This is a genomic window from Mesorhizobium sp. B2-4-15, assembly GCF_006658505.1.
In the GTDB taxonomy this organism is placed as follows: Bacteria; Pseudomonadota; Alphaproteobacteria; order Rhizobiales; family Rhizobiaceae; genus Mesorhizobium.
Genome location: NZ_VFUZ01000010.1, coordinates 142,044 through 167,647, shown reverse-complemented (window position 1 = coordinate 167,647; position 25,604 = coordinate 142,044). Strand labels below are relative to the sequence as shown.

Annotated in this window: 13 protein-coding genes; 4 read left to right on the top strand and 9 right to left on the bottom strand. The window is 64.6% G+C overall.

Annotated elements, in window-relative coordinates; all coding sequences use genetic code 11:
• Together FJ930_RS14595 and FJ930_RS14590 are read left to right on the top strand one after the other, a co-directional pair.
• The gene (locus FJ930_RS14595) at nucleotides 1–801 is read left to right on the top strand and encodes a ParA family protein (protein WP_141838536.1); all 801 of its coding nucleotides are present in this window, start codon (nucleotides 1–3) and stop codon (nucleotides 799–801) included.
• Between the two features lie 76 nt (nucleotides 802–877).
• Nucleotides 878–1,768, top strand: coding sequence for a ParB/RepB/Spo0J family partition protein (locus FJ930_RS14590; protein WP_141838534.1), 891 nt, complete (start codon nucleotides 878–880; stop codon nucleotides 1,766–1,768).
• Nucleotides 1,769–2,054: 286 nt separating this feature from the next.
• On the opposite strand, the gene holA is transcribed toward FJ930_RS14590, so the two are convergent.
• The 7 genes from holA to FJ930_RS14555 form a co-directional block, all read right to left on the bottom strand.
• The gene (gene holA, locus FJ930_RS14585) at nucleotides 2,055–3,098 is read right to left on the bottom strand and encodes a DNA polymerase III subunit delta (protein ID WP_141838532.1); all 1,044 of its coding nucleotides are present in this window, start codon (nucleotides 3,096–3,098) and stop codon (nucleotides 2,055–2,057) included.
• Between the two features lie 252 nt (nucleotides 3,099–3,350).
• The gene (locus FJ930_RS14580; RefSeq protein WP_141838530.1) at nucleotides 3,351–3,902 is read right to left on the bottom strand and encodes a GNAT family N-acetyltransferase; all 552 of its coding nucleotides are present in this window, start codon (nucleotides 3,900–3,902) and stop codon (nucleotides 3,351–3,353) included.
• A gap of 16 nt (nucleotides 3,903–3,918) precedes the next feature.
• The gene (locus FJ930_RS14575; protein ID WP_141838529.1) at nucleotides 3,919–5,244 is read right to left on the bottom strand and encodes a hypothetical protein; all 1,326 of its coding nucleotides are present in this window, start codon (nucleotides 5,242–5,244) and stop codon (nucleotides 3,919–3,921) included.
• A 28-nt stretch (nucleotides 5,245–5,272) separates the two neighbouring features.
• Nucleotides 5,273–5,803, bottom strand: coding sequence for a tail fiber protein (locus FJ930_RS14570; protein ID WP_141838527.1), 531 nt, complete (start codon nucleotides 5,801–5,803; stop codon nucleotides 5,273–5,275).
• A 9-nt stretch (nucleotides 5,804–5,812) separates the two neighbouring features.
• Nucleotides 5,813–6,316, bottom strand: a complete 504-nt coding sequence (locus FJ930_RS14565) for a tail fiber protein (protein WP_140740516.1) — start codon at nucleotides 6,314–6,316, stop codon at nucleotides 5,813–5,815.
• A 12-nt stretch (nucleotides 6,317–6,328) separates the two neighbouring features.
• Nucleotides 6,329–6,829, bottom strand: a complete 501-nt coding sequence (locus tag FJ930_RS14560) for a tail fiber protein (RefSeq protein WP_140740811.1) — start codon at nucleotides 6,827–6,829, stop codon at nucleotides 6,329–6,331.
• Nucleotides 6,830–7,069: 240 nt separating this feature from the next.
• Nucleotides 7,070–20,221, bottom strand: a complete 13,152-nt coding sequence (locus FJ930_RS14555; protein ID WP_181763378.1) for a right-handed parallel beta-helix repeat-containing protein — start codon at nucleotides 20,219–20,221, stop codon at nucleotides 7,070–7,072.
• Nucleotides 20,222–20,575: 354 nt separating this feature from the next.
• Here FJ930_RS14555 and FJ930_RS14550 point away from each other — a divergent pair, with 354 nt between their 5' ends.
• Nucleotides 20,576–21,055 (top strand): invasion associated locus B family protein, encoded by a 480-nt coding sequence (locus FJ930_RS14550; protein WP_246676919.1) that lies wholly within the window; start codon nucleotides 20,576–20,578, stop codon nucleotides 21,053–21,055.
• Nucleotides 21,056–21,251: 196 nt separating this feature from the next.
• Nucleotides 21,252–22,496: a Xaa-Pro peptidase family protein gene (locus FJ930_RS14545; protein WP_141838523.1), complete on the top strand. Its 1,245-nt coding sequence runs from the start codon at nucleotides 21,252–21,254 to the stop codon at nucleotides 22,494–22,496.
• A 325-nt stretch (nucleotides 22,497–22,821) separates the two neighbouring features.
• On the opposite strand, the gene FJ930_RS14535 is transcribed toward FJ930_RS14545, so the two are convergent.
• Both FJ930_RS14535 and FJ930_RS14530 read right to left on the bottom strand, forming a co-directional pair.
• Nucleotides 22,822–24,258, bottom strand: coding sequence for an amidase (locus FJ930_RS14535; protein WP_141838522.1), 1,437 nt, complete (start codon nucleotides 24,256–24,258; stop codon nucleotides 22,822–22,824).
• A gap of 75 nt (nucleotides 24,259–24,333) precedes the next feature.
• Nucleotides 24,334–25,425, bottom strand: coding sequence for a Gfo/Idh/MocA family oxidoreductase (locus FJ930_RS14530; protein ID WP_141838520.1), 1,092 nt, complete (start codon nucleotides 25,423–25,425; stop codon nucleotides 24,334–24,336).
• Nucleotides 25,426–25,604 lie beyond the last annotated feature (179 nt).

Below are 25,604 nucleotides of genomic sequence, written 5' to 3'. Positions count from 1 at the left end.
ATGATGAAGAATGGCCCTCGAATCATCACCGTAGCCAACCAGAAAGGCGGCGTCGGCAAGACGACCACCGCCATCAACCTGGCCACGGCGCTGGCCGCCATCGGCGAAAAAGTGCTGATCGTCGATCTCGATCCGCAAGGCAACGCCAGCACCGGTCTCGGCATCGACCGCAAGGACCGCACGGTCTCGTCCTATGACGTGCTGACGGGCGAGCTGGATCTTGAAGCCGCGGCGGTTCCGACCGCCGTGCCAGGCCTGTCGATCGTGCCGTCGACGCTCGATCTGCTCGGCATCGAAATGGAAATCGCCTCGGCGCCGGATCGGGTGCTGCGGCTGCGCAACGCCTTGCGCGCCGCGGCCGGGCGCTCGGCCAATTTCGGCTATGTGCTGATCGACTGCCCGCCCTCGCTCAATCTGCTCACGCTCAATTCGATGGCGGCCGCCGATTCGGTGTTGGTGCCGCTGCAATGCGAGTTCTTCGCGCTTGAAGGCCTCAGCCAGCTGCTGGAAACGGTCGAGCAGGTGCGCCGTTCGATCAATCCGGATCTCACCATCCAGGGCATCGTGCTGACCATGTATGATGGCCGCAACAATCTGGCCAACCAGGTGGTGCAGGACGTCCGGGAGCACATGGGCGACAAGGTCTATGAGACCATCATCCCGCGCAATGTGCGGGTGTCCGAGGCGCCGTCCTATGGCAAGCCGGCGATTCTGTACGATCTGAAGTGCTCGGGCAGCCAGGCCTACCTGCAATTGGCCTCCGAGGTCATCCGCCGCGAGCGCAAATTGCGCGCCGCTTGATGAGTTCCTGCGCATAATCAACAGCGATTCGATACCGAAACGATCTGACGACAACGATCTGAAGCCTGGAATAAAGATGAGCGAAGACCTTTCGAGAAAAAGACTGGGGCGGGGACTGGCAGCGCTGATCGGCGAGATCGATCGCCCGGCGGCGCCGGAAAAGCCCGGCATGAGCGCCGATGGCAAGGTGCCGATCGAGTTTCTCAGCCCCAACCCGAAGAATCCACGCCGGCATTTTGGTGACGCCGAACTTACCGATCTCGCCCAGTCGATCCGCGAACATGGCGTCGTGCAGCCGGTCGTCGCGCGGCCATCGCCGACACAGGCCGGCCGCTACGAGATCATCGCCGGCGAGCGCCGCTGGCGGGCGGCACAGCGCGCCGGGCTGACCGAAATTCCGGTCATCATCCGCGATGTCAATGACCGCACCGCGCTCGAACTGGCGATCATAGAGAACGTTCAGCGTGCCGACCTCAACGCGGTCGAAGAGGCGATGGGTTACCAACAGCTGATCGACGACCATGGCTACACCCAGGCCGATCTCGGCCAGGTGATCGGCAAGAGCCGCAGCCATGTCGCCAACACGCTGCGGCTGCTGAAATTGCCCGACGTGATCCGCGACATGCTGGTCGACGGCGTGCTGTCGGCGGGGCATGCCCGCACGCTGGTCACCGCGGAGGATCCGGCTGGCCTCGCCAAGCGCATCGTCGAGGAGGGGCTTTCCGTGCGCCAGGCCGAGGCGCTGGCGCAGATGCCGGCCGGCAGCGCCGCGAAAGAAGCTCGGCCCGCGGCCACGCCGGAACAGAAAGACGCGGATACGCTGGCGCTCGAAAAGCTGCTGACCGACACGCTCGGCATGATCGTGACCGTCGATCACAAGGGCAAAGGCGGCGGCCTGCTTCGTGTCGCCTATCGCAGCCTTGAGCAACTGGACGAGGTTTGCCGCAGGTTGAAGGCCGAGCGGTAGGCGTGTTGAAGCGCTGAGGATTAGCCGGCTAAATCTTTGATTGAAGATGATGAGGGCCGGCAGCTGCCGGCCTTTCTCATTTCAGCGTTGGCGATTGGCGAAAATCTCCCCCCTTGAGGGGGAGATGGCCGGCAGGCCAGAGGGGGTCGGTTCGACCGGACGCTAACGTCCTGAGGCGATTGAGGTTAGCGCTCCGCGCGCGGCGACCCCCTCTGTCGCCTTCGGCGACATCTCCCCCTCGAGGGGGGAGATTCCGACCGCGCTTTTTGCGACGATCTCCGTGCCGCTACCGCTGTGCCAGCCTCGCGCTCTCAACCGCTATCCCCAGCAGCGCCTGTCTTGCCAGTGCGACGGAGAGGTCTGGTCTGCGCCGTGTCTGCAGCACGGCCGTCTGCAGCCGGGTCAGCGCGCGGCCAAGCGCTTCGCTGCTCCAGCGTTCCAGCGCCTTCTCCACCAGCTTGCGTCGCGAGAAGAAAACCGGCGGGCGCGCGCCGGCAACGACCGAAGCCGCGTTGCGGCCGCTCGATTCCATCTGGCCGCGCATGAGCTGGATCTGCTGCAATTGCCGCATGGCGGAGGACAGAACGAGAAAAGGCGGGCCGCCGGACTGGCAGTGGCGGGTGAAAGCGGTGTCGAAGTCGCCGATCTTGCCTTCGAGAAGCGCATCGACGGCGTCGTCGAACGAGGCGCCGGATACGTCGCCGGACATCGCCTTGACCTCCTCCAGACCGATCTCCTTCTGCCCGTGAGCATAGAGGACGAGCTTCTCGATCTCGCCACGCGAGGCCAGCCGGTCGCCGCCGAGATTGCGGCGCAGCGCCTGCCTTGCCTCCAGCGTCATCGACATGCCGGCCTTGCGCAGCTCGTCGTCGATGACCGTGTCGATATCGCGGGCCTCGTCGGCGTAGCAGGGCAGCGCCATGGCGTTGTCGGCGCCTTCGACCACGGCGCGCAGGCCAACGCCCTTCTTGAGATCGCCGGCCTCGATCAGGATGATGGCGTCTCGCGCCGGCTCCGCCGTCAACGCCTTGACGTCGTCGGCCAGCGCCTTCTGCCCGGTGGCATTGCGCACCCACAGCAGCCGCCGGTCGGAAAACATCGGTACGGTGCGGGCTTCGTCGAGCAGCCGGCCCTCGTCGCGGTCGACCTCGGAGCCCTCAAGCCGGACCACGGAGAACGGATCATCCAGCGGCAGCCCGGTCTTCTCGGCAAAGGCCTTCGCCCGCTCGGAAACGAGCCCCCGATCAGGACCATAGAGCAGGACGATCGAGGTGCGCGGATCGGGCCGCGACAGCCAGGAATCGACCTCGAAAGCTTTCTTCTGTGCCATGAAGGGTGGTTAGCATGACTGGAGCTAGTGGTGGTAGCTCGAGATTTGGCGGGGGTGCCTCCTCGTCCTCTCCACCCCTTGGGGGATGGCCTGACGGCAAGGGCTAAAGCGCGTCGCGTCGAAACGGATTCATGCGTCGGGCTTTAGGTCTTTGTCTTTACGCATGTCGTTCTCCCAAAACCGAGGTCACTTTTAGGCGACATGCACAGGGATGAGGTCGAGGCGGATTTTGCTGGATCGGATCACCGGCATTTAGCGGCGTGCTACTGGCCGGTTCGGCGCCACCGGAGGCGCGCAAGCCATCAGGTCGTAGACGCCCTTGTCCTCGACGATTGTGAAGCCGAGCCTGACATAGAGCTGCCGCGCCGGATTGTCTTTCTCGACATGGATGGAAGCTGATTTGCCGGCTAACCATGCCTCCTCGACCAGGTCGCGCAACAGGGCCGAACCATAGCCGTTGCGGCGGTATGCCGGCAGGAAAGCGATGTCGATGATGCGATGCTGGCTCGGCCAGCGTTCGATATAGAGACGCCCTATATCCTGCCCGGCGCCGTTCACCACCAGCCACTCGGCCTTGGGATAATGCCTGACATAGTGGGCGCGCTGCGCCTGGAACTGCATGTCGAGAAAGGCAGCCTTCTGCGCGTCGCTCCAATCCGTCACGGCGAGTTCCTCGGCGCGGGTCGAGGCGTAGAGCCGCGACAGAAACGGTATGTCGGCCTCCTCGGCCGGGCGAAAATTCAGCCCGGCCTGCCCGGAGCGAGGCCAGGCCGGAAGGGGGCGTGCCGGCTTACCGTTTGTCACGCTGCCCGCAACGCCGTCAGACCGGCGGCGTCAGGTCGCGCACCACGACAATCTGCTTGAGGTTGTCGTTGGTCAGCGACGTCCAGGCATGCTCCCACTCGGAACTGTCGATGGCCATCTGGTTGACCGTCCAGAGTCCGTGGGTGCCGTCCGGCATGGTCATCAGGCTGAACAAGGCGAGCCGGCCGTCGGCATTGTAGTTGAGCGTCAGGCGTGTCGAGTAGAGGGACGCGCCGAAATCGCGCCATCCCGACCAGTTCTGGGTGCGGGCGTCCCACTGCGCGTTGAATTCGTGGACACGCTGCTGGTCGGACGAGACCAGCACGATGTCGCCATCACCCTGGATGCCGGCGGCGAGCGTGTATTTGGGCACCCTGGAGTAGCCCGGCGTCGCCCATTGCGTCCATGTATCCGAGCCGGCGGGCTGCTGGCGCGTGTGCAGTACCTGCCCGTTCTGGGTCAGGGCGAACAGGTTGGTGGCGCCCAGCGGGCCGACCACCGGCGCCATCTCGGTGAACCCGCCGGTCTGGCCGTTGTCGATCTGCACCCACGGCGTCCAGTCGGTGGCTTTCAGCGCTTCCGCCTTCGCCTGCTGGCAGCGGTAGAGGTGGAGGCCCGAATTGATGCCGAACAGCCCGATGCGGCCATCGGCCTGCCGTATGGCGGTGACTGCCACCAGCCCACCGGGAATCTGGATCCACTCACCCCACATCTTGGCCGGTGGAACGCGCACGTCGACGGTGACGACGATCGGCGTCGTCGTGCCGGGCGGCGTAATGGTTTTCTTCACCTGAACGACCTGGTCCGGATTCTGGTAGATCCACCAGATGCGGCCCTGATGATCGGTGACGAAAACCTCGATGCGGCCGTCGGCATCGTTGGCCATCGACAGTTTCTGGTAGCTGGTGGCGCCGGGGGGCGCACCGATGTCCATCGGCGGATTCCATTTCTCGATCGGGCCGATCTGGTTGGCGTCCTCGGTGATGAAGGAGAGTTTGGTGCTCCCTGACTTCTGCGCCACCACCGCCACCCGCCCGTCCTTGGTCAGGCCGGCGGTCATGATCACATAGGCGCCGGGAGCGATGGCCGACCAGTTGGCCGGCCACGGGCCGTTCGGGGCGGTCTGCGCCTTCTGGATCAGGCGTCCGGCAGCCGAATCGATCCCCACCACCATCAGCCGCGACAATTCGAAAAAGGGCGTGCCAGCCGGCATGTTCTGATAGACGGGCGCTGTGCCTGATGCCCGCGAGCGGGCCGGCGCCCGTCTTTCGCTGGACGCAGGCGCGGCTTCCGCCTTCTTGCCACTGGCCGCTTTCGACTTTGGAGCTGTTGTCTTGGCCATTTGATCGGTCCTGCCTGTTGGCTCGGTGTCAGGTTCTCGGCGGGTAGACGCCTTGCAGCGCGATGCAGAAATTGAGTGTGAGATACGGCATCAGGTTGTTGTGCGGCTGGTCGGCGCCGGCAGACGTCAAAGCCTGATCGGCCATCGCGACCATGTTGGCGTTTGTCGTGGCCTGATAGGCATTTCCCTGGGCCGATTGCGCAAATGAAGTCGCTGGCGTCGGCGTCTGAATGTCGGCAGGGTCGCCATTGTGCGCCCTCATGAAGTGGCTGTGCGACGGGATCTCGGATTGAAGCAAAGATACCGTGTCCGAACCGCCGGTCTCGCCCAGATAGTGCAGCGAAAGGCCGATGCCCTGGCCCGGATGCATGGGGGCATTGCCCTGCATATCCGGCAGGGCGAAATTGGACTTGCCGTCGCCGCCATAGGTGGTCCCCAGCAACGAAAATAGCGCCGTGTTCTGAGAAAGCGGCAGCAGTTGGCCATCGCAGAAGGCCCAGCCCTTGGGTGGGAAATTGAAGGGAAAGATCCGGATTTCGGCGACGAATGGATCGGCCATGACGTCCTCTTAGGTCTGTGACGGAAAGATGCCGAACAGCGAGATGATGAAGTCGACGCAAAGATAAGGTTGGAAATTGTTATGTGGCTGGTTACCGCCTACGAAACTGACAGCTGCAGCCGCCATGTTGGCGTCGGTGACATCCGCCGTGTACAGCGTGACTGAGGGCGATGCGGCGGTCACGGAGGCAGCCGGCGAGTTCCGGGTGCCGGCCGCTGTCGAAGCGAGCATCGCATGACCATGATTTGGAAGCTGCTGCATCGTCAGCGTGATCTCTTCCGCACCGCCAGTCTCGGCCAGGACAAAGCCGTTGCCCTGGTGAATCGGCAGCCGGCCGCGCAGGTCAGGCAACGCGAAAGTCGATTGGCCGTCGCCGCCATAAGTGGTGCCGATCAGATTGAACAGCGTCTCGTTCTCGGAGATCGGCAAGAGTTGTCCTTCGCAGAACATCCAACCGGCCGGCGCGAAATTGCCGGCAAACATGCGGATTTCGCCAACGTAAGGCTGTGCCACGATGCGTCTCCGTTAATTCTGCGAGGGGAAGATGCCCTGCAGCGCAATGCAGAAGCTAAGCGTCAGGAACGGTTGCATGTTGAGGTGCGCCTGACTGCCGCCAGCATTGGCAATGGTTGTCGGATTCAATGAGGTGAGGCTGGTTGGCGCCCCATAGGCATTGAGCGTGGACGCCAGGACATTGTTGGCGGGAAAGCTGACGTTTCCGGCAGTGGCTGTCGATGCCATGGCTGTGTGCACATGCGTGGGCATTTCGGAGATCGACAGCGTGTGGCTCTGTTCACCGCCGCGCTCGCCAAGCGTGTGGCCGCCGCCCCTGTGCATGGGCGCGCGTGCCTGCAGGTTAGGCAAGCCGAAATTCACCCGGCCATCGCCGCCAAAAGTGGTTCCGAGCAGCGAAAACAGCCCCTGGTTCTGGTTGATGGGAAGAAGCTGGCCGTTACACAACGCCCACCCTTTGGGTGGAAAATCGAATGACATGATCCTGATTTCGGAAAGAAAAGGCTCTGCCATCGAAATCCCCTCCGACACGGCTCATAACAACATCTGGCGGGCAAAGTCTCATCGTGTCGAACCATAAAGCATATGGTTCAGCAAAACGCCCTCTGATCGTCACGGAACTTTGACACCGCCAAATTAGCACTCAGCATAGCCGCTGATGTAGTTGAATTCAAGTAGCCATTAACAGTTCCGACGCGGTTCTATTCTAGCGAAAACTTAGTCAACTTGATGGGCCGACACGAGAACGAACCGTCAATTCGGCACCGTCGGCAGTGGTGTCGTGCCGCTCAGGAATCCATGTCCACTCGTCGTGAATTGCGACGTCGTCGTGATGTCGCTTGCCGGCGTCAGGCCTGGATTCAGGCCGCTGAGATACGAGATGACAGCCGCCGTATCGCCGGCGGCGCCGGCATAGCCTTGTAGATGGACGGTAGAGTCGTTGCGCTGACGAATCCGGATTGTGCTTCCCGAGTTGGGCGGCGTGGCGCCGAGATCCACCGTGTTTCCGAAGATATTGAGGAATGCGACGCTGTTGGTCGAAACCGCGGCAGCGCCAATATTGAAGACAATACCGTGCTGCGAACCGGCGCCGGGGGTGTCGATGATGTTGTTGCTTACCGTCGCATTGAGCACAGCCGTTCCGTTGTCCGGCTCGCCATCCTGAAGGTTTATTGCGGGGCCACCACCCCAACCCGAAACGTGATTGCTATCGATGATGACCGTCATGATGCCGCCGGTAGAATGGTTCTCCGCGCGAATGCCGGAAGACTGCGTCGTGCCCGAAGTGGCGTTGCCCACGGTGCCGATGGTGTTGCCCGCTACCTGACCCTGCCAAATGCCGCTGCCCGCGCCCTCATTGACGTTGATTGCACCGCCCTGAATCGTTCCCGTCATCGTATTGTTCGAGATGTTGAAATTCACATGCTCGGTGCTGCCGGCGGAGCCACCGGAAATTGTTATGCCTTGGCCGAGCGCGTTGACGCCACCGCCACCCGAGAAAGTATTGCCCGTGGCGACGATGGTCATCGTCGCACTGTTGTCGCCGACGGTTTGCAGATGGTCGCCATTGGTGGCGGCAAACGTGTTGCCGGTCACATGCGCGGTGACGGTGGCGGTGCCATTCGCCTCGATGAAGAGATTGTCGTTGCCATTGGTGCCGGTATCGGTGTCGCGGATGGTGCTGCCCGAGATCGTCAGGGCGAGCGTACCGCTTGAGGTCAGGATGCTGATATTGTCCTGATGACCTCCCTTGACGACGCTGTTGGTAATGGCCGCCGTGCCGGTCAGATCGGTGAAATAGATGCTGCCCTGATTGATCGCGCTGCCCCCATTGGCACCGTCGATCGTCGAGTTGGCAAGTGAGAAACCATTGACAGTCGTGCCGCCGATGCCGTTACCGGATGTGTTGGTGACATGGATATTTGTCAGTGACACCTTGGCCGTGTTCGTCAGCGATATGCCGTCGCCCGACGTGTTCTGGATTGTACCACCGCTATTTGCGGCACCCGTGCCTGTCACCGTCAACCCGCCGCTGGACCCGGTGGTGTTGAGCACGATGCCGTTGACCGCGCCGTTGGACGAAATGCTCTGGAACGTCAGGTTGCCCGCGCCGATCGTCGTATTGGCGACGTTGAGTGCGGTCGCGGTGCCCGAGTTGATGCTGCTGCCGGTGCCGGTGGCGCTGATTGTGCCACCGCCGGTGGCGCTGAAGCCGTTGGTGCCGCTGCTCGAGGTGTCGATCGTCAGCGTGTTGGCGAAGTTGATGGTCGAGCCGGTGTTGCTGTTCAGGAAGATGCCGTCGCTCGCGCCAGTCGAAGTGATGGCGCCGTTGAACGTGACCGAGCCGCCGGTACGGTTCTGGATGTCGATCGTCCGGCCGTTGCTGCTCTTGGTGATCGAGCCGCCGTAGGTGATGGAGGTGGTGCCGCCAGAGCCAAGGAAGGCGACGCCCGTGGCGCCTGTCAGCGAACCGGTTCCCAGGCTGACGACGCCGGCGCCGGTGACACCGCTGACCACGACATTGTTGACGCCGCCGCCCGAGGTGGTCGAGGTGAAGTTGATGCCTGTCGTCGTGGCGATGCCGTTAAGGTTGATCGCCTGGCTGGCAGTCGTGCTCACCGAGCCGGTGGCGACATTGACCGTGCCGCCATTGGTGGCGGTGAAGGCCGTGTTGGAGCCGCCCGTTGTGATGGTGAGATTGGCGAAGCTGACGGTCGAGGTCTGGCCGCCATTGTTGATCGAGACAGCGGCGCCGGTGGCGTTGTTGTGGCTGACGGCGCCGGTGAAGCTGACCGTGTTTGCTCCCGTCGCGCCGGAGATGACGATGCCGCTGGCCCCAATGCTCGATGTAACCGTGCCGGCAAAGCCGAAGCTGCCGCCGGAGCGGTTGGTGATGCTGACAGCCGTGCCGGCGACGCTGGCGACCGAGCTCGTGCTGTCGAAGCTGAACGCAGCATCGCCACCGACGACGGACAGGCCACCGCCGCCCGTCGTATCGACATTGGTGGCGGTGACCGTACCGGAGGCAGCGCCGAACTTGATGGCGGTCCCGGGCGCCCCCGTGGAGACGAGGAAGAGATTGGCCAGCGTCGTCGTGCCGGTGGCGCCGGTGCCGAAGTCGATATCGGCACCGGTGACGTTCCTGATCGTCATGTTGCTGATCGTGGCGTTCGCAGTGCCGTTGCCGCTGATGCCGATAGCGGCATTCACGCCCGTGCCGTCGTCACCATTGATGGTAAAGCCGTCGATGATGTTGCCGCTGCTGCCCAGCGTGATGACGCTGCTGCCATCCGCGCTTGTCAGCGTCGCCGCGCCGCCGGACGTCTGATCGGCGATCGAAAGGCTGTTGCTGGCCAGCTGGACCGGCAACGGCACATTCAGCGCCAGATTGATGTTGCCGTTGCCGAAGCCGCGCACCTGTTCATTGGCCTGCAGAACCAGCGTGTTGTTGCCGTTGCTGCTTGCCGCGGTGATGACGCCATTGTTGACGAGAACGATGATGTCGGTCGAAACCGCCGCCGCTTCCGCTGTCGAGAGCGTCGCGAGGTTGTTCTGGTCCTTGCCGCTGCCGTCGCCGGTCGCGCTGGCGCCGACGAAATAGATCTTGCCGATGCCGAAGCCGAGGCCGGGGCTCGCCTGGAAGTTCACGTCCTTGAAATTGTAGGTGCCGGAGGCCGGCGCGCTGGAGGCGTCGATGCCGACATTGGCGCTGATGGTCGAGCCCTGGTCGGTCCCCGATTCGCCGTCGCCAAAGGTGAAGGCAAGGTTCGTCGTGCTGTTCAGGAATATGCCGGTGTTGACGCCGGCGATGCTGGAGCTCACGCCGCCGGCAGCAGCGTCGCCGAGGCGCATGGTCTGGCCGCCGGTGGCGCCGCGCAGGTCGACGCCGATCGAGGTGCCGGCGGCAGCCGCGTTGGTAACGTCGAAATCGGCGGCCGTGATCGCCGCGTTGATCGTCGCGCCGTTGAGACTGAAGGCTGTCGCCGTGGAGCTGTTGAGGCCGATGGCGAGCGAGTTGAAGGACAGCGGGGGACCCAACGTGCCGGAAACGGAGACGCCGGTGCCGGTGATGCCTTGCAGGGTGACCGTGCCGAGCGCGACGGCGCCGGCGCCGGACGACGCGACGTTGGTCAGCGAGATGCCGGTCGCCGCGCCATTGGCCGAGACGCTGGAGAAGTTCACGCCGCCAGCGCCGACGGTGACACCGTTCAGGCTGAGCGCGGTGCCGGTGCCGGTCGAAATGGTGTTGCCGGACCCCGTGGCGCTGATTGTGCCACCGCCCGTGGCGCTGAAGCCGGCGGCGCCGCTGCCGCTGGTGTTGAGGGTCAGCGTGTTGGTGAAATTGATGATCGCGCCGGTGTTGGTGGCAAGAGCAATGCCGCCGCTGGTGCCGCTGGCTGCAATGGTTCCGCCGAAGCTTGCCGTGCCGCCGGTGCGGTTCTGCACCGAGACAATGTTGTTCGCATTGTTCTTGGCGATGGTGCCGGCATAGGTGATGTTGCCCGCGCCGCCATCGACGTTGAAGCCCACGCCGCTCGGGTTGGTGATCGAGGTGTTGGCGCCGAAGCTGAAGGTGCCGTTCGAGCCGGTGGTGATGTCGACGCCGGCATCGCCGCCGTTCAGCGTCGTCGTGCCGTTGAAATTGTAGGTGCCGTCGGCGTTGCTGAACTGCAGGCCGGTGCCGTTGGTCGCCGACAGCGTGCCGGTGCTGAAGGTCAGCGTGCCGGTATGGCCGCCCGAGACGCTGACCATGGCGGCGTTGCTGGCCTGCGTGATGTTGCCGGAATAAGTGACATTCGCCGTGCCGCCGGAAACCAGGAACGAGGCACCCGTCGCGCCGCTCAGCGCGCCGCTGCCGAGGCCGAGCGTGCCGCCGAGATTGGTCAGGCCGACATTGTTGGCGCCACCGCCCGATGACGTCGAGTCGAGCGCGATGGCGGCAGTCATGTTCGCGAGGCTGATCGCCTGGCCGCTGATGGAATTCACCGTCTCGCTGCCGCCGGTGGCGGCGACGGTCATCATACCGCCTGTTCCGACAATGCCGGTGCCGGTCGTTGTGTCTATGGTCAGGCCGCCGTCGAAGCCGGTCGTGCCGCCGCTCTGCGTAAATCCGGCGCCGCTCGTCGTGTCGATATTGGCGAGCCCGGTGACGTTGAGCGTGCCGGTCGCCCAGCCGATGCCGCCGCCGGTCGTGTTGTTGACCGTCACGGTGTTGAAATTGAAGGTGCCTGTGTTGGTGTTGATGGCGCTGATGCCATCGCCCGTCGTGCCGGTGATGGTCGTGGCTCCGGTGACGGTGAATGTGCCGGCGACACCGTCGAAGATGATGCCGTTGGCGCCGCCGCTGGCGGAGACGCTGTCGACCGTCATGTTGACCGTCAGCGGGTCGAGGTTGAATGCGGCGCCGTTGGTGGTGTCGACCGATCCGCCGCTGCTGTTGAGAGAGAAGGTGGTGGCGGGCGGCCCTTTGGCGTCGACCAGCAGGCCGGTGCCGCCATCGTTGAAGACGGTGAACGTGCCGAGATCGAGCGTACCGCTGGTGTTGACGAGACTGATGCCGTCGCCGCTGACCCGCGCGGCCAATGTCCCAATGTCGAGCGTGCCCACACTGACGGTGCCACCGCTGCCGGTGGAGTCGAAAGTGACTCCGCTGAAGGCGATGCCGCCGCCGGTGCCGCCGCCAACCGTGTTGCCGGCAAACGACCGGATGGCGATCGAATTCTGCGTCGCATTGATGTTCTGGCCGACAAAGGATGCGGCCAGTGCGGATCCGGTCGATTGCAGCGTGTTGCCGTCGAGCGAGAGCAGAAGCGTGCTGGCCGGCGCACTGGTGGTCGAGAAGTCGAGCGCACGACCGCCGGCCGCGATGTCGTTGTTCCGGAGGAAGAAGCTGGAGGCGGACGTCGCATCGACGGCGACGCCGGCGCCGGCGCCGGTGTTGCGGATGATCAGGTTCTCGATGCCGCCGGTGAAGGCGCCACTGCCGGTGGTCGCCAAATTGATGACCGAGGTGGCGCTGTTGCTCTGCAGGATCGGGCGCAGCGAATCGATGCCGATCGGCGCCGCGATAACAGGTGTGTTCTGCACCGTGGTGAAATGGAACGCCGCCGAGGCGCCGCCGCCGGCATCGACACCGAGCTGCGACACATCGACGGCCGCGTCGCCGCTCTTGAAGGCGAGCAGCACTTGCCCGTCATCGAGCTGGAACGTGCTTCCGGCCATGTCGATCGTCGACTGGCTGCCGCCGGTGGTCTTGTCGATCAGCACGATGACATTGGCGGTGGAGGCCTGGGCGCTCGTATAGCTGCCTGGGTTGGCAAGGCTGCCGTCGCCGGTGCCGCCTTCGACGACATAGTAGACACTGATCGATGACAGGTTGGCGGTGTCGCCAGAGAAATTGACGTCGTTGAAATTGTAGTCGCCCGCGGTCGGCAGGCTGTCGGTGGCGTGGATGACCTGGCCGCCCGTGGTCGCGATCGACGATTCGGCCGGCCCCTGGCCGTCGCCGAACACCAGTCTGGCGTTGGTCGCGCTGGAGAGCTGGACGCCATAGCCGACATTGCTGATGGTCGAGGTCTGGCCGGTCGGGTTGTTGTTGACGAGATCGCCGAGCTGGATCGTGCCGGTGCCGGTGGTGCCCGCCATGTCGATGCCGATCGTGCCGGCGAAGCCGCCGCCGCCAACGTCGAAATCACCGGCGGTGATGGTGCTCGTGCCAAGCGAGGCACCATTGAGGTCGAGGCCGACCGCGTTGGTGGTATTGAGCCCGATCTTCAGGCTGTCGAAGCCGAGCGCCGAACCGAGCGTGCCGGAAATATCGACGCCGCGCGAGGTGATGTCTTTCAGGTCGACCGCGCCCAGGCTGATGCCGCCGCCGCTGACATTGTTGAGCGAAACGCCGGTCGCCGCGCCGTCGGTTGTGACGGAGGCGAAGTTGAACCCGCCGGCTCCCACGGTCGCGCCGTCGAGGTTGAGCGCGGTGCCGGTCCCGGTCGTGATGGTGTTGCCGCTGCCGATGACGCTGACCGTGCCGCCCTCGAAGGTGCTGGCGCTGAAGCCGGTGCCGCTGGCGGTGGTGATCTTGAGACCGCCATTGGTGAAGTCGAGCGTACCCACACCCTGGTGATTGACCGTATCTCCACTTGGGTCCTTGGTGACGGCGTTGTTGCCACCGCTACTGGTGTCGAAGACCTTCGACGTGCCGTCGAAGGTAATCGCTCCATCCGAGAAGCCATTGACATAGACGCCTTGGCCCGAACCATGGTGGTCGATGGTGCTCGAAATCGTATACGAGCCGTCGGCCGTCCAGAAATCAAAGGCGTTCGAGGACGTGGTCGAGCTGACCGAGCCGGTCAGGGTCAGGTGGGTCCAGTCGCCCGCGCCAGTTGCCACGGCGGCGCCGGTGCCGACCTTGATCGACCCGTTGTAGTCCAGCGTACCAAAGGCAAGATTATTACCGCCCGAGAGGGCGAGGGCCGAATTGAGGGTGCTTGTCGTCGCGCCGATGCTGGCGCTGCCGCCATTGCCGCCGACATGGATGGTCCCACCCTGCGTGTTCAGCGCGACGCCCCATTTCCCACCGTCGATGGTCAGGGTGGATCCGGCGACATTGGCGATGTTTATGGTGCCAAGCTGGCCGCCAATATCAAACCCGGTCTCGCTCACGTCGAGATCGATCGTGCCGGTGAAATTGACCGCGCCAGCGCCGCTCAAATTGGCCAGCGAGCCGCCGATGTATCCAGTATCCCTGAGCCCGCCAATGTTGACATCGCCCGCGAGATTGGCGCCCGATAGGAGCACGCCAGCACCGTCCGAATTCGATACGGCCGAGATGCTGTTGAAGGTAACACCGGCACTGCCCACATCCGCGGAAGCTATGATCAACCCATTCGCGCCGGAGGTGATCCTGTTGCCGCTGCCGGATACGCTGACAGTGCCGCCATAGCCCGCGACGAAGCCTGCCCCGGCTGCCGTCGTTATATCAAGGCCGCCATTGGCGAAATTGATCGTGCCGTTCGTGTTGGGTGCCGGCGCGCCCGCCGGATAATTGCCCGCGAGACCCAGGCTGACGCCGTCGGTCGCGCCCGAGCTGATCTGCTTGGTGGCGCCCGAGAAGGTGACGGTTGCCGCCATGCCGTTGTCGATCCCGCCAATGAGAATATTGCCGCCGCCAGCCGCGTTGTTGTCGGTGAGGTTGCCCGACAGGGTCACCGAACCGCCGGTGAGTTCCTGGACGGAGACCGCGGCACCCAGACCGTTGGTGGCAATGGTGCCCGCATAGGAGATGACGGCGTTGCCGCCGCTGGCATTGGTGGCCGAGCCGACATTGAATGACGTGCCCGTGCCGGTGTTGGTCAGCGTGCCGGTGCCGAAATTGGCGGTGCCGGCCAGATTCCGCAGGTCGATGCCGTTGCCGGAGGTGAATGTCGCGCTGGTCGAGGCGAAATTGATGCCGGCGGCGATGCCGTCGAGCGCCATCGCTTGCCCGTTGGCGTTTGTCAGGGTCCCGGTCGTGACGTTGATCGTGCCGCCGCCGGTGGCGGTGAAAGCTGTCGCTCCATTGGTGGAAACGTCCAGGTCGGCGAAGGTGACCGTGGAGCCGGTGTTGCCGGTGAGCGAGATGCCATTGCCGCCGATCGTCGCCTTGTCGGCGAAATTCACCAAGCCGCCTGTGCGGTTGGCGATGTTGACGCCGCCGCCGGTCAGCGTTCCGGCCGTTGCGCTGTTCGGCAAGGTGCCGCGCGTCACCGTGATGTCGCCGGCGCCGCCATTGGCTTCGAGCAGCGTGCCGGCGACGTTGATGTTGTTGTTGATGATCGACAAATTGGTGTCGACGTCGACGACCTTGAACGCCGTCTGGCCGGCGGCGACATTGCTGACCGTCACGCCTTCGATGATGACGCCGCCGGTGTTGTCGAAGCCGATCGCGTTCTGGTCGATCGTGAAAACGGAACCGGTGGCGCCGGTGAAGTCGAAAGCCGTGTTGCGCACCTGGTTGCCGCCGAGCAGGTGCATGAAATCGCCGCTGCCGGTGACCACGCCTTCATTGCCGGTGACGCTGCCGCCGGTGGCGCCGAGATTGCCCTGGACATTGATCGGCTGGACGGTGCCGGAGGTAAGGATGGAGGTGCCGTTGCCGAAGCCGGTGATCGACTGGCCTGAATCGAGCGTGAACGGCGTCGCGCTGAGGTCGACCGTGCCGACGAAGGCGAAGGTCAGGTTGCCGGTCATGGCATCGGCCTGGGCAACCGTGACCGTCGTCACCGCGCCGCTGAGCCCGTCGGTGCCGGCGGCGATCACACCACCGCTCTGGGAGACCATGATGACGCCGCCGACCGCGCTGACCAGATGGGCGGGGCCGGTGAAGGTCACGTCGTCGAAATCGTAATTGCCGAGGCTCGGATCGAGCCCGATGGTGTTGACGGTGTAGCCGCCGGCCGCCGCGGTGATGGAGGATTGCCGCCCGTCGCCCGCATTGCCGTCGCCGAAGGTGAAGTTGGCGTTGGCCGAGGTCGCCGTGGTGCCGCCCGAGGACAGCTCGACGCCGACGCCTGCATTGGTGATGCTGGAGCCGCGCAGGAAGGTGATGGTCTTGTTGCCTGACGTCGACGACAGGTCGATGCCGCGCGAGGTCAGGTCGCCGGTGCCGGTGATCGTCGTCAGGCCGAAACCGGCCGTGGTGGACGAGCCGCTGAAGTCGATGCCGGTCTGGTTGGCGCCGGCACCCAGCGTCACATTCGTCGTGCCGAACGTCACGTCGGCATTGGTGCCGCTGAAATTGATGCCGGCCGTGCTGGCGGCCGAGCCCATCGTCACGCTGGTCGTGCCCGTGAACGTCACCGAACCCGCACTGCCGCCGATATCGATGCCGTTGCCGCCGGCGCCCGAAACGGTAACCGCGCCGAAAGTGGCGCTGCCGGCGACGTTCGAAATCGACAGGCCGTTTCCGGTTGCATTGGTGACCGACAAGGGCGCGGTCACGCTGAGGGTCGCGCCGGCGCCAAGGCCGGAGACAACCGCACCACCGCCGCCGGTCGCGGTCAGCGCCGAGCCCGAGAAGCTGATCGTGCCGCCGGTCGGGGCACCATTGGAGCCGATGGCGAATAGGTTGCCGGTGCCGGTCGAGGTTATCGCGCCGGTGAAGGCAACCGAGCCGCCGGTGATGCCATCGACCTTCACGGCCGTGCCGAGCGCGGTCGCCGAACTGGTGATGGTCGCGCCGATGGTGATGGCCGCACTGCTGCCGGAAACGACGACGCCATCGCCGGTGCCGGAATTGGTGATGGTGCCGCCGATGCCGATCGTACCGGTGTTGCCGTTCAGGCTGACGTCGGCGCCGTTGACGCCCGACGTGACGAGATTGTTGACGCTGACGGTTGCGCCACTGTTTTGTACCGTAAATCCGGGTCCGCTGCCGCCGACCGTGGCCAGGGTTGTCGTGCCGTTGAACGTGTAGGTGCCGCTTGCGATATTGCTGAGGCGAATGGCGTCGCCATTGGCGCGGCTGATGCTTACGGCGCCGAAGGTGACATTGCCGCCGCTGGTGTTGTCGATGACGATGCCGGTCGGAACGGCGCCGCCGGAGCCGTCGACGGTCACGCTGGCGAAGGTCACGCCGGCAGCGCCGATGGTCAGGCCGCTGGCGCCGCCGAGAAGCTGGAGGCCCTTTTCGGTTGCGCCGGCGCCGGTGTTGATCGTGTTGCCGGAGCCGGTCACCGTCAGCGTGCCGCCATTGACGGCGCTGAAGCCAAAGCCGCCGTCGGTGGTCAGGTCGAGGCCGCCGGTGAAGTTGATCGCGCCGCCCGTATCGCCGCTCAGGTCGATCGCGTTGGCCGCGCCGGTGCTGGCGGTGATCTTGCCGCCGAATGTGGTGCTGCCGCCGGTCATGGCGTTGATCTTGACGGCGCTCGCGGCGGCGGTCTGGTTGATCGTGCCGTTATAGGTGAGGTTTGGCGTCGAGGAATCGATGTTGAACGCCACGCCTGTCGTGCCGGCGATCGAGCTTGCCGCGTCGAAGGTCAAGGTGCCGGTGGTGCCGCCGGTGATGCTGACGCCGGTGCCGGCGCTGGTAACGTCGAAATTGTTGAAGGAGCCGGTGCCGCTGAAATTGTCGAGCGCAAGGCCGGTGGCGACGCCGCTCACCGTCACGCCCTGGACCGTTAGGCTGCCGGAGCCGGAGGCACTGATCGCGGCTCCGGAGCCGCTGGAAATGTTGAAATCGAGCAACGAGCCGCCGGCCGCGGCGGTCACGACGGCGCCGGCACCGGAATTGGTCAGCGTCGCCGCGCCGCCGCCGGGGTCCGAAATCATTGTGTCGTGCTGGATGTTGTCACCGGTGACGTTGACCGGAATACCGCCGAGCGAGAAGCCGCGGCCGTTGCCGAACGATGCCAGCGTCTGGCCGGTGCTGAGCGAGAAGCCGCCCGTGGTGGCGATGGGCGAGCCCTCGTTGACCAGCACGAAGATCGCGTTGCTCTGGGTGTCGAGGTCGGCCTGATCGATCGCCAGCAGGCTCGAGGTCGAGGAGCCGTCCCCGGACGATCCGATGGCGCCGACGAAGATGACATTCTGCTGGTCGAACAGCTGCGGACCGCTGAAAATGGTCGACCCGAACCCGTAATGGCCAAGCGTCTGGTTGAGGCCGCGCGCGTCGAGCGAAGCGGTGCTGCCCGAAATGGAACCGCCGCCGAAGCTGAATTCGGCATTGGCCGAATGGGTCAGCGACCCAGCAATGCCAAAGCGCACGCCCGTGTCGACGCCCGAAATGGTGCCGCCATCGGTGATGGTGATCGTGGCGTCGCCGGTCGTGTCGGCGAGGTCGATGCCGATGCTGCCGCCGGCGCCGGTGATGTTGAGCGACCGCGCGGTGAAATTCGTCTGGCTGCCGGAGAAATCAAGGCCCGTGCCGACGCCGAGGCCGGAGATGACGATGTTGCCGGCCACCACGGCGGCGTTGACGCCCGTAAACGACATGCCGCCGGCGCCGGGGTTGGTGACGTTGATGTCGCCGAAGCGGATCGTTGCGGGCGAATCGGAAATGGCGATCGCCGGTCCGGTCGTGTTCGAGATCGTGGTGTTGCCGGTGACGGTGAAGCTGCCCGAGACATGGTCGAGCACGACACCGGCCTGACCGCCGGTCTGGATGATCGAATCGAGCACGACATGGGCGGTGATCGGGTCGATATAGACGCCGATGCCGCCATTGCCGGCGATGGTGCCGCCGGTGGTGGTGAACGTGCCGCCGCTCGACGTGCCCTGCACGGTGATGCCGCGGTCGGTATTGTTCAGCGCGTTGATCGTGGCGAAGGTGTAGGTGCCCTGGCCCGTAATATCCAGGCCATCATCGCCATTGCCCTGCAGCAGCGTCGTGCCGGTGAAGTTGTAGGTGCCGTTGCCTTCGATGTGCAGGCCGTCGAGACCGTTGCCCGAGGCGGTGAAATTGGATCCGGTGATCCCGGTCGAAGTGCCCTTGAAGTCGGCGCCGTTGCCGCCGGCATTGGTCACCGTGACGTTGGTCAGCTTGGCGCCGGTGATGTTGTTGCCGAAAATGCCGTCGGCGCCACCGGTGATGGTGATGCCATTCAGTGTGTTGCCGTTGCCGAGCGTGATGACGTTGTTGGCGACGTTGGTGCCCTGGATGGTGCCGTCGCTGCCGCCCAGGTTGAAGGTCGTGGTCCCGCCGTTGAAAAGCCTGGCGGTAACGCTCTCGCCGCCGCCGATGACGGTCTGGCCATTGGCCAGCGTCACGCCGGCGGTCGTGAGATTGCCATTGCCGCCAAGGGCCACCACAAAGCCGCCGCTGCCGGCCTTGGTGACCGCGTCGTCGAGCGTCGTCGGATCGCCCAGCGTGCCGGCGCCGGCAAGCCCGCCATCGGCGAAGTAGAACTTGCCGAAGGCGGCATTGGTGGCGGCGTTGATGGCGACGCGTGTCGTCGAACCGCCGGTCTTGTCCTGCGACTGGATGCGGACACCGATATCGCCGCGCACACGCTCGTTGAGCCGCTTGCGAAGGCCTTCGCTGACCGGATAGACCGGCTCCGGCCCGCTGTCTGCTCCATCACCCGAGCCATGGCCGGAATTGAACGGGATGTTCAGCCGCACGCTGCCGGCGAACTGTGTGTCGTCGCGGTTGTCGTTGCGGACCTCGCCGGCGAAGACCAGCGAGGTGCCGCTGCCGAAGACATCGCCGATCGTGTATTCCAACCCGGCCTTGGCGCCGGTGATGCTGCCGTCGTCGCCGTGCGGATCCTCGAAATGGTAGCCGCCGATATCGAGCCGCAGCGAATGCTTGTCGGGCAAGTTGACCGGTACCTGGGCGCCGATCTCGCCCTCGATGCCCCATGCCGCGTAATTGCGATGGTCGAGCACCGATATCTGCTCGATCAGCTGATTGGAGACCATCGAAAGCGTCGAGCTCGCCGAATGGTCGGTGCTGTCGCCCTTGATCGGCACGAAGACGTTCACATGCGCGTCGAAGTTCGGCGTGATCGCCTCGGCGCCCAGCGTGGCCGATGTGAACTGGGTGCCGTTGTAGTTTTCGAGATTGATATAGGCGTAGCCGCCGACCATCAGGTCGGGGTTGACGATCCGGCGAATGCCGAGGCCGATGTCCTGGCCGGAGGCATCCTTGAAATCGTGCTTGGCCCGGACGTCCAGGAACAGCACCGATTCGGCGGTCTGCTTGATCGGGATGAAGCCTTCAAGCGCGGCATTGCCGCCATTGTTGTCGGCGCCGATGATGGCCCTGACCTGCGGCTGCCAAAGCCCGGTGTCGTCGGAATAGGCGGCTGCCCCCGAAAGCGCCAGCGCCAGCGTCGAAAGCGCCGTCGTCTTCAGGAGGTTTGCGGCGAAACGCGAACGGCCACGGACGGCGCGCGCGCGGAGCCCCTCCCGACGCAGCGCCATACCACCAACCTGCCGAGATTCCTCGGTAGTTCCCATCCCCGGCGTGCCCTTCCAGGACTACACGTCCCGCGTGTCATCCATACGCGAATTCTATTGTATAGCGAGTCCAGACTATTGCGAGTGCTGTTGTCGAGACTCAAAATTCAGTTCTGTGGCAAGAGGGCCACAGTATTTTTGCCGGCTTGCTTGGCGAGGCGCCGGCTTTCGGAGCAGTCGCGGGTGTTGTATCAAGCCTTTTCGGGCAAAATACCTGCTTGGGCAAGGAAATTGGGGGGCACGGAGATTATGATACTTGTTTTAGCTATTGCTAATCTAAGAAGAGTGGCCGCGGCATCGGCTGCCTTTTGGCTGGCGATGGCTTGGGTTGGACCCGTGCTGGCCGAGGAAGGCAAGCCAGCCCAGCCACAGCAGGCCGACGCCAATCCGTGGGCCGTGAACTGCTCCAGCGGCTTGGCGACCACCGAGCTCCAGTGCCAGGTGTCGCAGAACCTGACCGAGGCCAAGACAGGACAGCGCGTGCTGACCGTGACCGTGCGCCGCGACAATGGCAACGGCAGCCTGGCCATGCTGCTCGCCCTGCCGCACGGCCTGTTCCTGCCATCCGGGGCCAGCTACCAGATCGACCAGGGGCAGAAGACGACCATCGCCATCCAGACCAGCGACCAGAACGGCGCCTATGCAGCCACCCCCCTGTCGCCCGAACTCGTCAAGGCGATGAAGTCCGGGACCAATCTGAACATCGGCATGGAATCGGTCACCCGCAAGCCGGTCACCATTCCGGTGTCGCTGGCCGGCTTCACTGCCGCGATCGCCAAGCTGGAATCGACCAAGTAGCCGATCTCGCCGTTCGTCTGAGTGGACGCCTGTGTCCACGGATCGATGCCTCGGCGATTGGCGGCAACACCCGTCACTTCGCCCAATCCCGAATGTCGCCAATGTGAGGCGACGGCGGACCTTCTGCATCGAGGAACCGGCTTGATTGTCCGCACCCGCAATGCTCCGTTGGCGCTTCTGATGTCAGGAGAAAGACATGACGGGCTTTGTCGACCGCCAGCGTGCCGCGCTGTTGATGGAACGGGCCGGCATCGAGGCGCTGGTGCTCTGCGCGCCCGAGGCATTCCATTATGCGACTGGGGCTTGGATCGGCCCGGCGGGGCTGTTCCGGCGCGCCGGCGCGGGCTTCGTTGTCATCCCGGCCCGGCAGGACCTGCCGATCGGCGTCGTGGTCGCGGACTTCAACGCGGCGCAGGTGAGGACCGCCGCGCCCGAAGCGGCCGTGCGCTCGCACCCGATCTGGATCGAATCCGCACCGGTCGAAATTGGAACCCAGGGACGTCCCTTGGTCGAGCGCATCGAGGCCGGCCTGGCCTCGCTTGGCCGCGCGCCGGATTTCTCGCGCCCCGCCACCTTCGATCTCGCCGCTTCGGTGCGCCAGTTGCAGGCGATGCTGGAAGAATTCGGGCTGGCGCGCACGACGCTGGGCATCGACCTCGACTTCGTTCCGGCCGCCGATCTTGCGGCCATCCAGGCGCTGCTGCCGCACCACCGGGTGGTCGACGGCTCGGAGGTCCTGGACCGGCTGCGGGCCGTCAAGTCACAGCGCGAGATCGACCTCCTGCAGCAGGGCATCATCCTGTCGGAAGCGGGGCTGGAGCGTCTGCAGGTGGATGCGATGGCTGGCATGCGCCAGGCCGACCTCGTCGCGCTCTACCGGAAAGGCGTCGCCGAAGCGGCCGCAGGCCTGTCGCATCCGGTCGTGACGGCGGAATATGTGACGCTTGGCGCCCGCGCCAAAGGCGCCGATACCAAGGCGATGCCCGGCGATCCGCTGAAGTGCGACATGGTCTGCACGGTCGGCTTCTATGCCTCCGACATGTCGCGCAACTTCATCTTCGGGCCGCCTTCCCCAGATCAGGCACAGCTGCACGCGATCGCCGAGCGCGCCTTCGAGGACGGGCTGGCGGCCCTTGTGCCGGGCAATTCCCTCGCCCATGTCCACCGCGTGACCACCGACAGCCTGGAGCGGCAGGGGTTGCGCTCCTACCGCCGCGGCCATTTCGGCCACAGCGTCGGCCAGTCGGTCTTCTCCGAGCAATGGCCGTTCATCTCAGCCGACAGCGATATCGTGATCGAAGCCGGCATGGTGCTGGCCTTCGAGATCCCGCTCTACATCGATGGCCTCGCCAGCTTCAACCTCGAGGACCAGTTCCTGGTCACGCCGGATGGTCCTGTCGCGATGAACAGGCTGCCGAGGCGGCTGGAGACGATCGGTTAGCGAGGACGCTGTCGTCTGGCTGGCCGCGCACTTTGGGCGGCCTGCTGCGCCATGGCCGCTGTTCACAATGACACCGCCGCTGGCGCTGCCCCTCACCTGCCTGCCGGCATTCCCTCCCCTTATAGTGACGGGGAGAGGGACGCTCTCAGTGCCGATCTCGCCAATCTTGCGCGCCGTCAGAAAGGCGCCGGCGTCGCGGCCAGCTGCTCTCGCCCCGTTCACGGGGAGAGATGTCCGGCAGGACAGTGAGGGACAGCACCGACGGCAGAGATTGTTGCGTCATGTTGATATTGGGTGATGCCGGCATCACCGACATCAACGCGTCCTACGCGCTCACCGGCGGCCGCCGATACTTCCAGGGCATTTCCTGCTCGAGCTGCGCCGACGCGGCGAGCACCATCGCTTCGTCGCCGTAGCGTCCGACCAGCTGCACGCCGATCGGGACACCGCCTTTCGACCAGCCGAGCGGCAGCGAGATCGCCGGCTGGCCGGAGATGTTGAAGGGGAAGGCGAAGACGGCATCCGTCCATTTTGCGTTGTAGCGGTCGATGTCGGTTTCCGACATGTCGTAATAGCCGAACGGGCGCGGCAGCTGGGTGAGCGTGGGCGTGATGAAGAGATCGTAGGCGGTGAGATCGCCGACAATGTCGCGGCCGACCTGCCTGAGCTGCTCGACGTCGGAAATGTGCCTGACACCGCTGGTGGCGCGGCCGCGCTCGATAATCGCCCAGGTCACCGCCTCGACATCTTGTGGCGTCACCGGCCGGCCGATCACGGTTTCCAGATAGTCGAAGGTCGCCGCCGTCTGAACGCAGGTCATGTTGGTGTAGGTCGCCCACACACCGTTGGCATCGAGCGGCATGTCGTGCTCCTCGACATGATGGCCGAGCCGCTGGAGCGTCGCCACCGTTGCCAGCACCGCCGCCTTCACCTCCGGATCGATGGCCGTGCCATTGGGCGGCGTGACGGTGAAGCCGATGCGCAACGTCTTGGGCGCCCGCGCCGACAGGCTTAGCCAGGAGGCATCCGGCACCGGCGGCGTGTAGGGGTCGCCCGGCAGCGCGCCGGCCACCGCATCGAGATAGGCCGCCGTGTCGCGCACGCTGCGCGAGCAGCAGAGAAAATAGGCGCCGCCATACCAGTAGTCGCCGAACGGGGCGAGGCTGACGCGGCCGCGCGACGGTTTGAGCCCGACAATGCCGCAACAGGAGGCCGGAATGCGGATCGAGCCGGCGCCATCGCTGGCTTCCGCGATCGGCACGATGCGCGCGGCGACGGCGGAAGCCGCACCGCCGCTGGAACCACCTGGCGTGATGCCCTCCTTCCACGGGTTCTTCGTCGTTCCGTAGAGTTTTGGTTCGGTCGTGATCGACCAGCCGTTTTCGGGCGCGTTCGATTTGCCGACCAGCACCAGCCCGGCCGCCTTCATGCGGCGGACCACTTCGGTGTCGAAATCGGCGACGACATCTTTCAGGTAGAAAGAGGAGTTGGTGTTGGGCGCGCCTGTCCAGGACGAAGCCAGTTCCTTGAGCAGGAACGGCACACCGGCGAAAGGCGCCGATTTGTCGACCGCGCCTGCCTGTGCGCGTGCCATGTCATAGAGGCGATGGATGACCGCGTTGAGCGCCGGATTAAGCCGTTCGACCAGCATGATCGCCGCCTCGACCAGCTCGGCCGGCGAAACCTCGCCCCGATGCACCAGACCGGCGAGATCCAGCGCGTCGGAGTCCGCATAGGTTTTCAACAGACCGTCGGTGACCATGTCTCTCTCCCAGTTTGCGACGTTGGCGCTGCCCTCACCGCCGGCGCCTCCGCCGCCGCCAGCAACCGGGTTGCATCAGGCCAGGTCGACGGTCCGGCCGAGCGCGATGCTCTGCTCGGCCGCCAGCACGATGCGCAGGCTGTTGACCGCCGCGTCCATCTGCTCGGTCAGGTCGAGATCCTCGCGGATCGCTCGCAGGAAGAAGGCCTGTTCACGGTCACACAGTTCCTGATGGCCGGGCTCGTCCTCCATGCTGACGATCTCGTCCGGCTTGGAGAAATTCTTGTCGCCGTCGACGGCAGCATAGTGGATCTTCAGCGCGTCGGTCTTGGTATGGCGGTCAATGTCAGCGGAATCCGAAACCTCCTCGGCTTCCTTGCCGTTGCTCGCCTGCTGGCCGGCGACGATCGACACCGCCCCTTTCGGGCCGACCACGTCCTTCACGAAATAGGCCGTCTCGCTCATCATCGGGCCCCAGCCGGCCTCGTACCAGCCGACCGAGCCGTCCTCGAAGGTGACATGCAGATGCCCATAATTCTGCTTGTCGGCCTCCGCCCAGAGTTTGGCGCCGATGCCATGCACGCGCACCGGCTTGGCGCCGGTCAGCTGGCACATGACGTCGACATAGTGCACGCCGCAATCAACGATCGGGATCAGCGAATCGATCAGGTTCTTGTGCCAATGCCAGGCGGTGCCGCTGCTCTGCTGGTTGAGGTTGAGACGCATCACCAGCGGTTTGCCGAGCGTCTTGCCGACCTCGATGAACTTGATCCAGGAAGGATGGACGCGCAGGATGTAACCCAGCACCAGCTTGCGGTTTTTCGCCCGCGCGGCGGCGACCACCCTTTCGGCGTCCTCGATGTTGGTGGCGAGTGGCTTTTCCATGAACACATGGCAATTGGCCGCGATCGCCTTCAGCGCATATTCGGCATGGGTGTTCGGCCAGCTGTTGATCGAGACGGCGCCGGGCTTCGTCTCCTTCAGCGCCAGGTCGAAATCCTCATAGAGCGGGTAGCCGGAAAGCTCCGCCGGGATCTTCTTGCTGCTCTTGATCGAGCGGCTCATGATGCCGACGATCTCGAAGCCTTCGGAGCGATGATAGGCGCTGGCGTGCGACGCGCCCATATTGCCCAGACCCACCACCAGCACTTTCACCTTGTCGGCCATGTCAGCCTCCCATTTATTGATCGAATTGTGGGCAGCGACGTGTCGCCACCAATGTATTGCCCTGGCAATCGAGCTACGTCGGCGCCGCCCCTCATTGCCCTGCCGGGCATTTCTCCCCGTATAGTGACGGGGAGAAAGAAGTCTTCGCCGAGGATTTCGCCAATCGCCCGCGTTGCAGA

Excerpts from the sequence above, each read along its gene's own strand:
- FJ930_RS14595 (WP_141838536.1), top strand. The coding sequence starts at position 1 with ATGATGAAGAATGGCCCTCGAATCATCACCGTAGCCAACCAGAAAGGC.
- FJ930_RS14590 (WP_141838534.1), top strand. The coding sequence starts at position 878 with ATGAGCGAAGACCTTTCGAGAAAAAGACTGGGGCGGGGACTGGCAGCG.
- holA (WP_141838532.1), bottom strand. The coding sequence starts at position 3,098 with ATGGCACAGAAGAAAGCTTTCGAGGTCGATTCCTGGCTGTCGCGGCCC.
- FJ930_RS14575 (WP_141838529.1), bottom strand. The coding sequence starts at position 5,244 with ATGGCCAAGACAACAGCTCCAAAGTCGAAAGCGGCCAGTGGCAAGAAG.
- FJ930_RS14570 (WP_141838527.1), bottom strand. The coding sequence starts at position 5,803 with ATGGCCGATCCATTCGTCGCCGAAATCCGGATCTTTCCCTTCAATTTC.
- FJ930_RS14560 (WP_140740811.1), bottom strand. The coding sequence starts at position 6,829 with ATGGCAGAGCCTTTTCTTTCCGAAATCAGGATCATGTCATTCGATTTT.
- FJ930_RS14555 (WP_181763378.1), bottom strand. The coding sequence starts at position 20,221 with ATGGCGCTGCGTCGGGAGGGGCTCCGCGCGCGCGCCGTCCGTGGCCGT.
- FJ930_RS14550 (WP_246676919.1), top strand. The coding sequence starts at position 20,576 with ATGGCTTGGGTTGGACCCGTGCTGGCCGAGGAAGGCAAGCCAGCCCAG.
- FJ930_RS14545 (WP_141838523.1), top strand. The coding sequence starts at position 21,252 with ATGACGGGCTTTGTCGACCGCCAGCGTGCCGCGCTGTTGATGGAACGG.
- FJ930_RS14535 (WP_141838522.1), bottom strand. The coding sequence starts at position 24,258 with ATGGTCACCGACGGTCTGTTGAAAACCTATGCGGACTCCGACGCGCTG.
- FJ930_RS14530 (WP_141838520.1), bottom strand. The coding sequence starts at position 25,425 with ATGGCCGACAAGGTGAAAGTGCTGGTGGTGGGTCTGGGCAATATGGGC.